Here is a 13,887-nt window from a genome sequence, read left to right as displayed (position 1 = left end):
CCTTTAAAACAACTAGTGCTTAATAATTTGGATAGGATGATTGCAATGGCCGCAGTAAAGGAAATAACTAATCTAATCGAAAATGGACAGCTTGATAAAGCAATGTCTGCTTATAGGGAAATACTTGATCATGGAAAGGACGAAGAGAAATTTCTGCTTTCTGAAGAGCTTTTCCGTTATGGATTTATGGAAGAAACAGAGGCTTTGATGGAAAGTTTAGTAAAAAATTATCCTGATGAGGGAGAACTCCTTGTTCTGTTAGCAGAAACAAGAATAGAACTCGGCAAAGAAGAAGAGGCTATGCTTGCTCTTGAAAAGGTGGAAAAGGATGACCCGGCTTTTCCTCAGGCTCTGCTCTTGTTGGCTGATTTATATCAGATGGAAGGTCTCTATGAAGTGAGCGAAAACAAGTTGCTCGAAGCAAAAAGATTGTTGCCAGATGAAACGGTGATTGATTTTGCTTTAGGTGAACTTTACGCTCATCAAGGAAGGCTTGCAGAAGCGATTTCGCATTATGAAACGGTCCTAAAAATACAAGAAGAAATCGGCGGAGTAAACATCAATCAGCGGCTGGCGGACACGTTAAGCGCCGGAGGATCCTTTGAAGAAGCGCTGCATTTTTACGATATCGCCTTGGAACAGAAGCTGGAAATCAATACTTTATTCGGCTATGCTTTTACAGCATTGCAGGCTGGTTTTAATAAAACAGCCATCGAAAAATTTGAGGAATTGAAGACATTCGACCCGGAATATCACTCACTTTACCTCCATCTGGCCAAGGCCTATGAACGGGAAGGAATGGTTGAGGAAGCGTTTGAGGCTGTCAAGCAGGGCGTTGAGCAGGATGAATACAATAAAGAGCTATACTTTTTTGGTGGCAAGCTCGCTCTTAAGCTTCCGGATGAGGAGACTGCAGAAAAGATGATTCGTGAGGCGATTGCGCTTGATCCAGGGTTCATGGAAGGAATGCTTGTGCTGAACAAACTTTTATTGAAGCAAGAGCGGTATGAGGATGTTTTGGAGCTAATTAGTATTGTGGATTACAATGAAGACGAGGAACCGCAAATTCTCTGGGATGCAGCAATCGCCTATCAGCATAAGGAAGAATATTCACAGGCATTAAACAAATACCAACTAGCATATACTTTCTTTAAAGACGACAAAGAATTTTTGTCAGACTACGGATATTTTTTAATTGAAGAAGGAAAAATGGATGTCGCTGCCGAAATTCTAAGTATGTTAGTTGAAAAGGAACCAGGCAATGAAGAATTCCGTGAAATGCTGGAGCGTTTGACGGAAAATCAGTAACCGAAAAAATTTGAGTTATGCAGAGGAGGGATTCAAAAATGACAACCCCTGTATCTGTCAACGAGAAAAAGGATTTTATCCGCTGGTTTTTGAACCATTATCAGCTGAAAAAGCGGGAATGTGTTTGGATCCTTAACTACTTGATGAGCCATGATCAGCTGATGGAAAAGGTACACTTTGTGGATAATATCGAGCATTGTCCAAGGGGATTAGTAATGTCCACCCATTGCGTGGATGAGGTGCCTTTCCGGTTCTTCAAGGCTAATGTTATGACCACAGATGCTGAGAAGTCTTTTCATGATATTCGTTTGAACCGGGAAGAAGAAATTTATATTCAATTAAATTTCCATGCTTCAAACAAAGCCCATCAGTTTGCGGCCGTTCTGGAAGAAAATCCATATATGCCAGGACAGATCCAAATCAGTGAAAGCGATAAATTGGTGGCAGAAAGATTTCTTGAGGAAAGCATCCATCATTTCCAAAGAGACAAATTGTTGTCCCTGATTGACCAGGCATTGGACAGTCAGGACCAGGAAGCCTTCGAACGCCTTACAGAGCAACTAAAAAAATTAAGTGCAGTTAACTCTTTATAGCTTGCTAAAACGCAGGCTTTTTATTTTGCCCGATTTAACCCAATGAACGAAAATTCCTTAAGGCTGTAAAAAAATCCCCTTGTCTTAAACCTGGTTTAAAGATGATATGGTAGAATGGATGTATAAAGTACATAACGGAGAGCTTATGCAGACAGTTCTAGTCTAATAGAAAGATGGAGTTGATGTGTTATGAGATGGATGGCAGCAGATGTTGAAATGTATCAAAAGGCTGCTGAGTACGTAGACACGGTAATCGTCCCGCTTTTGCCGGTATCGTTGGACGCCGAGATGAAACAACATGCTTCTATGGCTGAGTTCACAGGGCTGCTAACGACTCAGCTGGAAAAGCAGTTTAGAGGACGAATCTTCCTTTTTCCTGGTTTTGTGTACATGAAGGATGAAGTGGACAGCTTAATTGCTTTGAATCATTGGGAAAATACCCTGCTGGAAAAGAGGTTTCACCACATTTTTTATGTTACGTCTGACAGCAGCTGGAGGCAGCGGGAAAAAGACTTGAAAGGAAACGTCCTATGGATTCCTTCCTTGTCTCTGGATCAGATGCAGGACGAGCAAAAGAGAACGATCGTCGAAGAACAAGTAAAGCAATTATTACCTTTATTCATTGAGCTATGGAATGAAAAATAATCAACTGTTATTTTTATCACTGCAAAAAATGTTTTCAACATAGTATTATATTGATTTTGTAATGAGATTGATATATCATGGTTATGTCCGAGTAGTAAATGTGTTTAAATTATGTTTAAATTATGTCCATTTGGTACTTAACTTGGGAATAAAGGGGGGAATAAGGTGAGTAAGCATCGTGTTTCAAGACGTCAATTCTTAAACTACACACTAACTGGTGTAGGCGGTTTCATGGCTGCAGGGATGCTGATGCCAATGGTTCGTTTTGCCGTCGATCCTGTGCTAAAAGGGGAAGACACAGGAGATTTTATCGCAACTCCATTGAAGACCACAGATATTAATACTGAACCGCAAAAAGTTAACTTTAAATTCAAACAAAAAGATGCTTGGTATGAATCAGAAGAAACAGGAACAGCATGGGTTTTCAAAAATGAAGCTGGGGAAATCGTTGCTTTGTCGCCGGTGTGTAAACACCTCGGTTGTATAGTAGACTGGGGGACGGACAAGGAACATCCTGAACAATTCTTCTGTCCTTGCCACTACGGCCGTTATGAAAAAGATGGAACAAATGTTCCGGGTACACCGCCATTAGCACCATTGGATGTATATCCAACGAAAGAAAAAGATGGATTCCTTTATGTAGGAAAAGCCGAACCACGAAAGGGGGCGTAATCTTTGTTAAACAAAATTTACGATTGGGTAGATGAAAGATTGGATATTACGCCTTTGTGGCGCGACATCGCGGATCATGAAGTTCCAGAACACGTTAATCCGGCGCATCATTTTTCTGCGTTCGTGTACTGCTTTGGTGGTTTGACGTTTTTTATTACTGTCATTCAGATTCTTTCCGGAATGTTCCTGACTATGTATTATGTGCCGGACATAAAGAATGCCTGGGAATCTGTATATTATCTTCAAAATCAAGTAGCGTTTGGGCAAATCGTCCGTGGCATGCATCACTGGGGAGCAAGCCTTGTTATTGTGATGATGTTCTTACATACTCTTCGTGTGTTTTTCCAGGGTGCTTATAAGAAACCACGTGAATTGAACTGGGTTGTCGGAGTTCTGATTTTCTTTGTTATGCTAGGTCTTGGCTTGACAGGCTATCTGCTTCCTTGGGATATGAAAGCATTATTCGCAACCAAGGTTACATTACAAATTGCAGAGGCTGTCCCATTGATTGGGCCTTACATTAAAATATTACTTTCCGGCCATTCAACAATCGTTGGTGCCCAAACATTGACACGTTTTTTTGCAATCCACGTATTCTTCCTGCCTGCTGCACTTTTAGGCTTAATGGGAGCACACTTCTTAATGATTCGGAAGCAAGGTATTTCTGGTCCATTGTAAAAACTTGAAAAAATTACGTTGCGCGAAATAAGATTCGTTCAACGATACGGAAAAAGGAGGGGATCATTCGATGCATCGTGGAAAAGGGATGAAGTTCGTAGGAGACTCACGTGTTCCTGCAGACCGCAAGCCTAATATTCCGAAAGATTACTCGGAATACCCTGGCAAAACGGAAGCGTTTTGGCCTAACTTCCTATTGAAAGAATGGATGGTTGGTGCTGTTTTCTTAATCGGATACTTGAGCTTGACCATTGCTCACCCGTCTCCGCTAGAAAGGATTGCCGATCCTACAGATACGGCTTATATTCCAATGCCAGACTGGTATTTCTTATTCTTATATCAATTGCTGAAATATTCTTATGCTTCAGGTCCGTATACTGTAATTGGTGCTATGGTTATTCCTGGACTGGCTTTCGGTGCATTACTGTTGGCTCCTTTTATTGACGGTGGCATTGAGCGCCGTCCATCAAAACGCCCGCTTGCGACAGGGTTTATGCTACTGGCAATTGCTTCAGTTTTTTACCTTACTTGGGAATCGGTTGCTACTCATGACTGGGCTGCTGCAGAGAAACAGGGACAGATTGTCGATGTAGAAATCGATAAGAATTCTGATGGTTACAAAATTGCCCAGGCGCAGACTTGTACTTCCTGCCATGGCGGGGAACTTTCCGGCGGAGCTGCAGCACCGAGCCTGCTTGAAACAAAATTAAATGCGGAAGAAATTGCTGATGTCGCCAAGAATGGGCGAGGCAATATGCCTGCAGTTTTTAAAGGGACGGACGAAGAACTTAAGACGCTATCTGAGTTTATCGACGGTCTAAGCAAATAATAGCTAGGAACCTGTAATCACATTTTGCAGGTTCTTTTTTTTCAAATGAGAAAAAAGGAATGGAGTAGTCGAATGATAAAGAAACTTTATCCTTTGCTTGGAAACAGATCGATCCTCTGGCTTTTACTTTGGGTCAATGTGCTAGGAACTGCCTACGGATACTACTGGTATAAATGGCAACTGGTGGACACGCCGCCACGATTCTGGCTTTTTGTGCCTGATAGTCCAACCGCCAGCTTATTTTTTGTATTCGTGCTTGCCGCCTTATTAATGGGGAGAAACTGGCCGCTGATGGAAGCTTTGGCGATCGTCAGCCTCGTAAAATATGGTCTTTGGGCGGTGGCCATGAATTTAATGGTTTACTTCGTCTCTGGACAGCTGGATTGGATTGGGCTAATGTTGATGGCTTCCCATTTTTCGATGGCAGTGGAAGGGGTCCTTTATGCTCCTTTTTATCGGATGAAACCCTGGCATCTGATTGTTGCAGCTGTGTTTGTTTTGCATAATGAAATGATCGATTATGTTTTTATGATGATGCCAAGGTATCATACGCTAGATTTATATATGGACCAGATAGGGTATTTTACTTTTTGGCTTAGTATTTTCTCGATTGCAGTTGGATATTACTTTGGACTAAGGCCGTCCCGCTTCCATCTATCGTTAAAAAGGTCAAGATAACCTCATGGATTTTTGGTATAACCTTGTCCACCCTTTCATACATTTTTAATAGTATTTAGGGGGGGACAGGAATGAAAGCAAAAAAATTACTCATATTATTTGCGGTGCTAATGTGGATTGTGCCGTTTGCAGCATATGCAGAACCAACGTCGCCTGTTGAAGAGCTGGACAATATATCAGACCAAGCTTTGCAAATGGTCAAGCTTCATCGGTATAAAGATGCAAATAGATTGCTGGAGTATTTTTCTGAAGAATTTTTGCTGGTGACAGGAAATGGCCGTCCATTTGCAATGGATGAACTGCGCATCATTACGGTTGCTCATGATGAGGCATTGGAGGCAGTTGCCAATAATGATCTTGGACATGCTGAAAAAATGAATAGGGTGACAAAATTCCGGCTGGTGATTGACGCGATTGTCTCCACCCACCAACCTTTGTGGGCCGAGATGGAAGATCCAATCATGACTGTTTTTAATGATATGAAAACTGCTGCCTATCAAGGGGACAACGATCGTTTTGACAGGAAGCTTAACTCATTTCTTGCATTATACAACGTCATCCACCCTAGCATGAACATTGATATCGACCCGGTAACAATCCAAAAGGTGGATGCAAAAGTAAGTTATATCGACCAGTATCGCCCGCAATTACTCCAAAAGGCCTCGGACAGGAAAGAACTGGAGGCTTTACAAACGGATTTGCAAAATCTGTTTGATGGTTTGACAGAGGATGAAGCAGATCCTTCGCTGTGGTGGGTGATGATATCGACCGGAAGCATCATCATCCTTACATTGTCTTACGTTGGCTGGAGAAAATATATTGGCAATCGCCAGAAAACAAAGGATGTTCAAAACGAACGTAAAAGTTGACAGTTTTTATAAGTATTAATAAAATAATGATAACTGCTAGAATAAAAAAGGAGGTCAAAGATGTATCTTATTTATTTCGCGATTATTATTTTGATCCCGATTTGGGCTCAATTCAAAGTCAAAGGCGCATACAAAAAGTACTCACAAGTGGCTTCCTCATCCCGGATGACAGGAGCGGAAGTCGCCCGAAAAATATTGGATGACAACGGTTTATATAATGTGAGTGTCGAGGAAACAAGAGGGTATTTAAGTGATCACTATGACCCACGGACAAAAGTTGTCCGTCTCTCATCAGATAACTTTGTTGGTCATTCCGTTGCAGCAGCAGCCATTGCTGCCCATGAAGTTGGCCATGCCATGCAGGATGCCGAAGATTATGCATTTCTTCGATTCCGCCATGCGCTAGTTCCGGTAGCAAGCCTTGGTTCTAACTTCTCTTGGGTTTTGATCATGATAGGGATTTTTGCAAACTTGAGTGGAATGCTTCTGCTTGGTATTCTTTTCATGGCGGCGGCTGTTGTCTTCCAGGTAATTACTTTACCAGTTGAATTCAATGCTTCCAACCGTGCGATGGACCAAGTAGTCTCAGCAGGGATTATCCGCAATGATGAAGAAAGAGAAACAAAGAAGGTTTTAAATGCAGCAGCTTTGACTTATGTTGCCGCAGCAGCAGTTGCAGTTCTGGAATTGGTGCGTCTAGTAATGATTTATACTGGAATGACAAGTGAAGACTAAAAAATCCGGACTTTTCCGGATTTTTTTTATCTTTCCAGTGGAAGTTTGTTTTCATCGAGTGTGAAGCCCTCACCTAGAACATCATGGACGACGGTAACAGAAACGAAAGCATGTGGGTCCACTGAGTTAATCACATTCTTAAGGGTGACGATTTCATTTTTCGCAACAACGCAGTAAAGAACATCCCTTTCTGCCTTCGTATAAGAACCAACCGCCTTTAAACTGGTTACTCCGCGGTCCATTTCTTTCATAATGTTCGCAGCGATCTCTTCGTTTTTATCAGAAATGATCATTGCCCCTCTTGCAGCATAGGCCCCTTCCTGCATAAAATCTATTACCCTCGCTCCAACAAATACGACGACGAGCGTGTACATCGCTTCACGATAGTTTAAATAAGTTATAAGTGACAGGGTGATGACAAAAAAGTCGAACATGAACATCGTCCGGCCCATTGTCCAGCCTAAATACTTTTGAGCAAGCCTTGCGATGATATCCACTCCGCCAGTTGTCCCACCGTATCGGAAAATAATTCCAAGTCCGATGCCAATAAAAACCCCAGCAAACAATGCCGCTAAAAACAAATCCTCATACAAAGGCATGTTGATTGTGTATTTTTGGAAAATACTCAAAAATAGCGATACACCGATCGTGCCGATGATCGTGTAAATAAAAATATTTCGTCCAAGAAGTTTCCAGCCGAGGAAGAACAGGGGCAGGTTCAGCAGCAGGTTAGTGATGGAAGGAGACCAGCCATATACGAAATACAATAAGAGTGTGATCCCGGTAAAACCACCTTCTGCAAGGTTGTTCTGCATATTGAAATGGACAAGACCAAACGAAAAAATAGCAGCACCGAGCAAAATGAACAAGATATTTTTGATCTTCAGGCCATTAAGCAAATGAATTCCCTCCTAGTGTCAGGGACAAAACCCCTGACTAAAGCGCTTTTATTATATAAAAAATAGCAAGCAAGGGCAATCTTTTAAAAGGATAGGAAATAAAAATGTTTGTCAAAGCTACTCTGTTGAGCTAACATCGATATAGATAAGCATACATAAAAAGATTGGGTGGGTTTCATGAGTAACAAGACGGTCAAGAAACTCCAGCAGGAAGTGGACGATTATATCAGCCAGTTCAAGGAAGGCTATTTCAGTCCCCTGGCTTTGACGGCACGGATGACGGAGGAGCTTGGTGAACTGGCTCGGGAAGTGAACCATTACTATGGAGAAAAGCCTAAGAAAAAAGCCGAACAGGAAAAAACAATCGAAGAAGAGCTGGGAGACATGTTGTTTGTTATGATTTGCTTTGCCAACTCGCTACATATAGACCTAGAAGAAGCACATAACAAAGTCATGGAAAAATTTAAAACTAGGGATAAAGATCGCTGGACAAGGAAAGACAGCTAAAGGAGAGGGTTTGGATTGGAAAAAGTGAAAATTGTTATTGCAGGTCCACGAGGAAGGATGGGGAAAGAAGCAGTCCATCTCGTCCTTCAGTCTGAAACGTATGCTCTTGTCGGAGCAGTTGACCGAAAATATGAAGGATTCAAAGTTGGTGATCTTGACGGTTTTCCAGAAAGTGATGCGATGATCTACACAGATTTCGAGAAATGTCTCCAGGAGACGGAACCGGACGTTCTGATTGATCTTACTACACCGGAAGTCGGCATGTTCCATACTAGAACAGCTCTGAAATACAAAGTCCGTCCTGTAGTTGGTACGACTGGTTTTTCCGATGAGGATCTTGCTGAACTGGAGCAGCTTTGTTCGGAACAGGAAACGGGCTGCATCATTGCACCAAACTTTGCTGTTGGAGCTGTATTGATGATGAAATTTTCTCGAATGGCTGCGAAATACTTCCCTGATGTGGAAATCATTGAACTTCATCATGACCAGAAGCTTGATGCGCCATCTGGAACCGCAGTGAAAACAGCGCAGATGATTGCCGATGTCAGGGAAGCAAAAAGACAGGGACACCAGGACGAAAAAGAAACCTTGCATGGAGCCCGCGGTGCTGATTATCAAGGCATGCATATCCATTCAGTGAGGCTGCCAGGTCTGATTGCCCACCAGCAGGTTATGTTTGGTGCTGATGGACAAACGCTCACAATCCGGCATGATTCCTATCATCGCAGCTCCTTTATGTCTGGTGTAAAACTGGCTGTTGATACTGTAATGAAAATGGATGCTTTTGTTTATGGATTAGAGAATATCATCGAATAGGGGAGAGTTTATGAATATTGCCTTAATCGCTCATGATAAGAAAAAGGATGATTTGGTGGGATTTTCGGTCGCATACAAACATATCTTTGAAAAACATCAATTATTTGCCACTGGAACCACTGGTTTAAGAATCATGGAAGCAACCGGGTTAGAGATTCAAAGATTCCGCTCAGGTCCGCTGGGAGGAGACCAGGAAATCGGCGCCCGGATCGCCAATAATCAAATCGACGCTGTATTTTTTTTCAGAGATCCGCTGACTGCCCAGCCGCATGAACCAGATGTCACAGCCCTCGTCCGTCTTTGTGATGTATATGCCGTTCCTCTTGCAACCAATATGGGAACGGCCGAAATACTGATAAGAGGCATGGAGCGAGGCGATCTTGATTGGAGAAACGTAGTGAAAGAGATATTTGGTGAGAAACATGGAAGCTAGTAAGCTAGATATATTGGCTTTTGGCGCCCATGCAGATGATGTGGAAATCGGCATGGGCGGAACGATTGCCAAATTTGCTGCAAAGGGAAAAATAATTGGCATCTGTGATTTAACAAGAGCAGAAATGTCCTCAAACGGGACTGTAGAGACAAGGATGCAAGAAGCGAAAGAGGCGGCGAATATCCTTGGAGTTCGGGTGAGGGAAACACTTGACATCCCGGATAGGGGCTTGTTTCTTAACGATGAATACATAAAGGAAATCGTTAGAGTGATTAGGCGGTATCGCCCGGAATTGGTCTTTGCACCCTATATTATCGACCGTCATCCTGACCACGGCAGCTGTGCGCGCCTTGTTGAGGAGGCGGTCTTTTCGACAGCGATAAGAAAATATGATGAACAGGCGGGGCTGGATGCTCACCGGCCAAAAGCGATCTATTTCTATATGGTCAATGGTTTTCATAAACCTGATTTCGTTGTAAATGTATCTGAGTTTATGGATAAGAAATTGGATGCCCTCCATGCTTATGAAAGTCAGTTCAGGAAAAACGCTGCTGCTTTTGATACACCGCTTATCAACGGCTATATCGAAACAGTAGAGGCTCGGGAAAGGTTATTTGGCAAGGAAGCAGGTGTGGTTTTTGCTGAGGGCTTTTTGTCGAAAAAGCCGCTGTTGATCGATAACGATTTGTTAGGGGAAGAAAAATGAAGAAACTAAAAATTGGCATCACCTGTTACCCGACAATTGGAGGTTCTGGCGTTGTCGCAACAGAGCTTGGAAAGCTGCTGGCAGAAAGAGGCCATGAAATTCATTTCATTTCCTCCAGTCTTCCTTTCCGGTTGACAAAAATGTACTGTAATATTTATTCTCATGAAGTAGAGGTCAATCAATACTCTGTGTTTCAATACCCTCCCTATGATATTGCTCTGGCTAGCAAAATGGCTGAGGTTGCTGTTCTGGAGAATTTAGATGTTCTTCATGTACATTACGCTATCCCACACGCCGTATGTGCGATTCTCGCACGTCAGATGAGCGGAAGGGATTTAAAAATCGTTACTACCCTACACGGAACCGATATTACCGTCCTTGGATATGATCCATCTATGACGGATGCGATTCGATTCGGAATTGAAAAGTCAGACTATGTGACGGCTGTGTCTGCTTCATTGATCAAACAAACCTATGAATTAATCAAACCAAAGAAAGAAATTGACTGTGTGTACAATTTTATCGATACTCGGGTGAACAAACGAGTAGATTCTTCAGACCTCAGGGGTGAGCTTGGCATCCTCCCTGATGAAAAAGTTATCATCCACGTTTCCAACTTCCGGCCAGTTAAAAGAGCGCTCGATGTCATCAGAGTGTTTGCGGGGATAGCCGAGAAGCTTCCGGCAAAGCTGCTGCTTGTCGGAGATGGACCTGAAATCAAGGGAGTATGCAGCCTCGCCAGCGAGCTGGGTATTCGAGAGAAAGTATTGCTGCTTGGGAAACAGGAAAGAGTGGAGGAGCTTTACTCATTGAGTGACTTAATGCTTCTTTTGTCCGAAAAAGAAAGCTTTGGACTCGTGGCGCTTGAGGCCATGGCATGTGGCGTACCTTGCATTGGAACGAATGTCGGAGGGATTCCGGAGGTAATTGTTGATGGGCAAACTGGTTATATATGTGACCTAGGAAATATAGCAGAAATCACCGAAAAGGCGCTACATATCCTTATGAACCGTAGCGTCCATGACCATTTTGCACTGAACTCTTTGCACCGGGCAGAGACGAACTTTGGCGCCGAACAAATTGTTTCGGTATACGAAAACATTTATTACAGCCTGCTGGAGAATGATGAAGATGCTTCCTAATCTATTTAAAGAGGCGGCACCTGTCCTTGAATTGATTGAAAATGCCGGTTATGAAGCTTATTTTGTAGGGGGATCTGTCAGGGACCACCTTCTTGGCCGGTCAATTGCTGATGTAGACATTGCTACGTCTGCTTTGCCAGAGGAATTGAAGCGGATTTTCAGCAAGACCGTTGACGTCGGGATTGAGCATGGCACCATCTTAGTCCATCACGGCAGAAACCATTATGAAGTGACCACTTTTCGGTCTGAAACAGGCTATTCTGATTTCCGAAGACCTGATAGCGTTACCTTTATCCGCTCGCTAAAGGAGGATCTCCAACGCCGTGATTTTACCATGAATGCGATTGCCATGGATCGAACAGGTCAAATCATCGATCCATTCGGAGGAAGGGATGCGATCGACCAAAGGATCATTGTTACTGTTGGCGATCCAGATGCGCGGTTTGGCGAAGATGCGTTAAGGATGCTTAGGGCAGTCAGGTTCCTATCCCAATTATCCTTTTCCATCGAGCAGCACACTTTTGAATCGCTAGCGGCAAATAGTCAGAGGCTCGAGAACATAGCTGCCGAACGAAAATTAAGCGAATTTGAAAAATTGCTGCTCGGACCCCGAAGGCAAGAGGCGATCCAACTCCTTTCTAAAAGTGGTATGTCTCGGTATTTGCCTGGTTTAAATGAAAAAAATAGGCAATTAATAAGCTTCTCCTCCCATTTGACATCAGATCTTGACCTTGCGGAGATATGGGTATTGCTCCTGTTTGAATTAGGGCTGTCAGGAAAAGAAGTCGACAATTTCTTGAGGGAATGGAAGCATTCTGTCCAGAAGATCAAGAGGTATAAGCAAATCCACTCGATGCTTTTACATCGTTTCGAATACCAATGGAATCTGGAATCCGTTTATAAGGCAGGACTCGATGTCGCCATCAGCGCGGAAAAAGTATTCGGTTCTCTACGGCAAGATGAATGCAGTCTGGAAGTGGTTATTCAATTATACGACTTACTGCCAATCTACAATCGCCGGCAATTAGCTGTTTCCGGGAATGATGTGATGACATGGATGACTAAACAGCCTGGCCCGTGGCTAAGCGAAACAATGGCTGAAATCGAACGAGCAGTAATCTTTGGCAAAGTGCCAAATGAAAAGGAGAAACTAAAGGAATGGCTGAACGCGTTCAATCGGGAATCCGAAAAAAATTGATCGAGGCTTTTACCAATAACGAAAATGAATACTTATCAGGACAAAAGTTGGCAGATATAGCCGGATGTTCCAGAACAGCAATATGGAAACAAATAGAAGAACTCCGCAAAGAAGGCTTTCAGTTTCAGGCTGTCAGGAGAAAAGGCTACAAGATTGTCTCCATCCCAACCGCAATGACGGCGGATAAAATCACTCTCGGCTTAAAGACAGAAATCTTTGGAAGGAATCTGTACTATTATGACAGCGTGGAGTCGACTCAAAAAATTGCCTCTAAACTTGCTAATGAAGCTGCCGAAGAAGGAACAGTGGTCATTTCAGAAGAACAAACTGCTGGCAGAGGAAGAATGGACCGTAAATGGCATTCACCAAAACACACTGGAATCTGGATGAGCATTCTGCTTCGTCCAAAAATTCCAATCTCGAAAGCACCACAATTGACACTGATTACTGCGGTGGGTGTCGTACAGGCCATCGAAGAAGCAACCGAATTGTTGCCTCAAATAAAATGGCCAAACGATATTATGGTAAACGGGAAAAAAATAACAGGAATTCTGACCGAATTGCAAGCGGAGGCAGACAGCATCCATTCAGTGATTATCGGCATTGGCATGAATGTCAATACTCTGGAAGCAGATTTCCCTGAAGAAATTCGGCGAACCGCTTCTTCGCTTTCCATAGAAGCAGGTAGGACAATAGGCAGGGAAGAATTGATCAGGACAATTCTTGAAAAATTGGAAAAGCTATACTTGCTTTATTTAACAAAAGGTTTTTTACCGATAAAATTAATGTGGGAAAGTTATGCCATCAGTATTGGTAAACAGATCATTGCCCGCACGATAACGGGGGAAATAAGCGGGAAAACCATTGGAATCACGGAAGATGGTGTTCTCTTAATCGAAGATTCTGCTGGTGTCATCCACCATATCTATTCTGCAGATATTAAAATGAATGAATAATTCCATAATGTAGCCAAAAAAACAGTCATTTGCTATAATCAATTTGGGCGGTATCGAGAGAACTGCACCTTTAGTAGGCATATAAAAAAATAGTTCTGCCTGGATCCGAAATCGGACTGGGACGGAGGGATGAAACACATGCAGGCTTCAAAAGATCCTTCTGGCATAGTTGGGTCTTTTTTTAGTGTCATGCATGCATGAATGGATTGTTTTATCTCCTCTT

17 protein-coding genes are annotated in these 13,887 nt (G+C 42.8%); 16 read left to right on the top strand and 1 reads right to left on the bottom strand.

Annotation, left to right across the window (positions count from 1 at the left end):
• Positions 1-45: 45 nt before the first annotated feature.
• From J2S25_RS01385 to J2S25_RS01345, 9 genes are all read left to right on the top strand, one after another.
• A complete protein-coding gene (locus J2S25_RS01385; protein WP_044396083.1) occupies positions 46-1,308 on the top strand; it encodes a tetratricopeptide repeat protein in 1,263 nt (420 codons plus the stop codon).
• Positions 1,309-1,346: 38 nt separating this feature from the next.
• Positions 1,347-1,901 carry a ReoY family proteolytic degradation factor gene (locus J2S25_RS01380; protein ID WP_044396085.1) on the top strand — a complete coding sequence of 185 codons (555 nt, stop codon included), beginning with the start codon at positions 1,347-1,349 and terminating at the stop codon, positions 1,899-1,901.
• A 189-nt stretch (positions 1,902-2,090) separates the two neighbouring features.
• Positions 2,091-2,546: a YpiF family protein gene (locus tag J2S25_RS01375; RefSeq protein WP_307191019.1), complete on the top strand. Its 456-nt coding sequence runs from the start codon at positions 2,091-2,093 to the stop codon at positions 2,544-2,546.
• A gap of 165 nt (positions 2,547-2,711) precedes the next feature.
• A complete protein-coding gene (locus J2S25_RS01370; protein ID WP_307191018.1) occupies positions 2,712-3,218 on the top strand; it encodes a Rieske (2Fe-2S) protein in 507 nt (168 codons plus the stop codon).
• A gap of 3 nt (positions 3,219-3,221) precedes the next feature.
• On the top strand, positions 3,222-3,896 hold the full coding sequence (gene qcrB, locus J2S25_RS01365) for a menaquinol-cytochrome c reductase cytochrome b subunit (protein WP_044396091.1): 675 nt from the start codon (positions 3,222-3,224) through the stop codon (positions 3,894-3,896).
• A 70-nt stretch (positions 3,897-3,966) separates the two neighbouring features.
• Positions 3,967-4,725, top strand: coding sequence for a menaquinol-cytochrome c reductase cytochrome b/c subunit (locus J2S25_RS01360; RefSeq protein ID WP_044396093.1), 759 nt, complete (start codon positions 3,967-3,969; stop codon positions 4,723-4,725).
• Positions 4,726-4,800: 75 nt separating this feature from the next.
• Positions 4,801-5,403: a lipoprotein heptaprenylglyceryl N-acetyltransferase LhaT gene (gene lhaT, locus J2S25_RS01355; RefSeq protein WP_307191042.1), complete on the top strand. Its 603-nt coding sequence runs from the start codon at positions 4,801-4,803 to the stop codon at positions 5,401-5,403.
• A gap of 71 nt (positions 5,404-5,474) precedes the next feature.
• Positions 5,475-6,272, top strand: coding sequence for a sporulation protein YpjB (gene ypjB, locus J2S25_RS01350; RefSeq protein WP_044396095.1), 798 nt, complete (start codon positions 5,475-5,477; stop codon positions 6,270-6,272).
• Between the two features lie 60 nt (positions 6,273-6,332).
• A complete protein-coding gene (locus tag J2S25_RS01345) occupies positions 6,333-7,007 on the top strand; it encodes a zinc metallopeptidase (protein ID WP_044396097.1) in 675 nt (224 codons plus the stop codon).
• 26 nt (positions 7,008-7,033) lie between these two features.
• Here the strand turns inward: J2S25_RS01345 and J2S25_RS01340 are convergent, their stop codons facing one another.
• The gene (locus J2S25_RS01340) at positions 7,034-7,906 is read right to left on the bottom strand and encodes a YitT family protein (RefSeq protein ID WP_128721582.1); all 873 of its coding nucleotides are present in this window, start codon (positions 7,904-7,906) and stop codon (positions 7,034-7,036) included.
• 177 nt (positions 7,907-8,083) lie between these two features.
• Between J2S25_RS01340 and J2S25_RS01335 the strand changes: the two genes are divergently transcribed.
• The 7 genes from J2S25_RS01335 to J2S25_RS01305 are packed head-to-tail and all read left to right on the top strand — an operon-like array spanning position 8,084 to position 13,664.
• On the top strand, positions 8,084-8,413 hold the full coding sequence (locus J2S25_RS01335; RefSeq protein WP_044396101.1) for a nucleotide pyrophosphohydrolase: 330 nt from the start codon (positions 8,084-8,086) through the stop codon (positions 8,411-8,413).
• A 15-nt stretch (positions 8,414-8,428) separates the two neighbouring features.
• On the top strand, positions 8,429-9,229 hold the full coding sequence (gene dapB / locus J2S25_RS01330) for a 4-hydroxy-tetrahydrodipicolinate reductase (protein WP_044396103.1): 801 nt from the start codon (positions 8,429-8,431) through the stop codon (positions 9,227-9,229).
• A gap of 10 nt (positions 9,230-9,239) precedes the next feature.
• On the top strand, positions 9,240-9,662 hold the full coding sequence (gene mgsA, locus J2S25_RS01325; RefSeq protein WP_044396105.1) for a methylglyoxal synthase: 423 nt from the start codon (positions 9,240-9,242) through the stop codon (positions 9,660-9,662).
• Complete coding sequence (bshB1, locus tag J2S25_RS01320; protein ID WP_044396107.1) at positions 9,652-10,368, top strand: bacillithiol biosynthesis deacetylase BshB1; 717 nt, start codon at positions 9,652-9,654, stop codon at positions 10,366-10,368. The genes mgsA and bshB1 overlap by 11 nt, the downstream gene beginning before the upstream one ends.
• Entirely contained in the window at positions 10,365-11,510 is a 1,146-nt protein-coding gene (gene bshA, locus J2S25_RS01315; RefSeq protein ID WP_307191017.1) for an N-acetyl-alpha-D-glucosaminyl L-malate synthase BshA, read from the top strand. The genes bshB1 and bshA overlap by 4 nt, the downstream gene beginning before the upstream one ends.
• Complete coding sequence (locus J2S25_RS01310) at positions 11,500-12,708, top strand: CCA tRNA nucleotidyltransferase (protein ID WP_044396111.1); 1,209 nt, start codon at positions 11,500-11,502, stop codon at positions 12,706-12,708. Before bshA ends, J2S25_RS01310 begins: the two co-directional genes overlap by 11 nt.
• Positions 12,669-13,664: a biotin--[acetyl-CoA-carboxylase] ligase gene (locus J2S25_RS01305; protein WP_044396113.1), complete on the top strand. Its 996-nt coding sequence runs from the start codon at positions 12,669-12,671 to the stop codon at positions 13,662-13,664. Before J2S25_RS01310 ends, J2S25_RS01305 begins: the two co-directional genes overlap by 40 nt.
• Positions 13,665-13,887: the final 223 nt, after the last annotated feature.

Origin of the sequence: Mesobacillus stamsii, from assembly GCF_030814065.1 — a bacterium.
In the GTDB taxonomy this organism is placed as follows: Bacteria; Bacillota; Bacilli; order Bacillales; family Cytobacillaceae; genus Mesobacillus; species Mesobacillus stamsii.
This window is presented reverse-complemented; position numbering and strand designations above follow the sequence as displayed.

Coding starts and splice junctions, on each gene's coding strand:
- J2S25_RS01385 (WP_044396083.1), top strand. CDS start 46: ATGGCCGCAGTAAAGGAAATAACTAATCTAATCGAAAATGGACAGCTT.
- J2S25_RS01380 (WP_044396085.1), top strand. CDS start 1,347: ATGACAACCCCTGTATCTGTCAACGAGAAAAAGGATTTTATCCGCTGG.
- J2S25_RS01375 (WP_307191019.1), top strand. CDS start 2,091: ATGAGATGGATGGCAGCAGATGTTGAAATGTATCAAAAGGCTGCTGAG.
- J2S25_RS01360 (WP_044396093.1), top strand. CDS start 3,967: ATGCATCGTGGAAAAGGGATGAAGTTCGTAGGAGACTCACGTGTTCCT.
- ypjB (WP_044396095.1), top strand. CDS start 5,475: ATGAAAGCAAAAAAATTACTCATATTATTTGCGGTGCTAATGTGGATT.
- J2S25_RS01345 (WP_044396097.1), top strand. CDS start 6,333: ATGTATCTTATTTATTTCGCGATTATTATTTTGATCCCGATTTGGGCT.
- J2S25_RS01335 (WP_044396101.1), top strand. CDS start 8,084: ATGAGTAACAAGACGGTCAAGAAACTCCAGCAGGAAGTGGACGATTAT.
- mgsA (WP_044396105.1), top strand. CDS start 9,240: ATGAATATTGCCTTAATCGCTCATGATAAGAAAAAGGATGATTTGGTG.
- bshB1 (WP_044396107.1), top strand. CDS start 9,652: ATGGAAGCTAGTAAGCTAGATATATTGGCTTTTGGCGCCCATGCAGAT.
- bshA (WP_307191017.1), top strand. CDS start 10,365: ATGAAGAAACTAAAAATTGGCATCACCTGTTACCCGACAATTGGAGGT.
- J2S25_RS01310 (WP_044396111.1), top strand. CDS start 11,500: ATGCTTCCTAATCTATTTAAAGAGGCGGCACCTGTCCTTGAATTGATT.
- J2S25_RS01305 (WP_044396113.1), top strand. CDS start 12,669: ATGGCTGAACGCGTTCAATCGGGAATCCGAAAAAAATTGATCGAGGCT.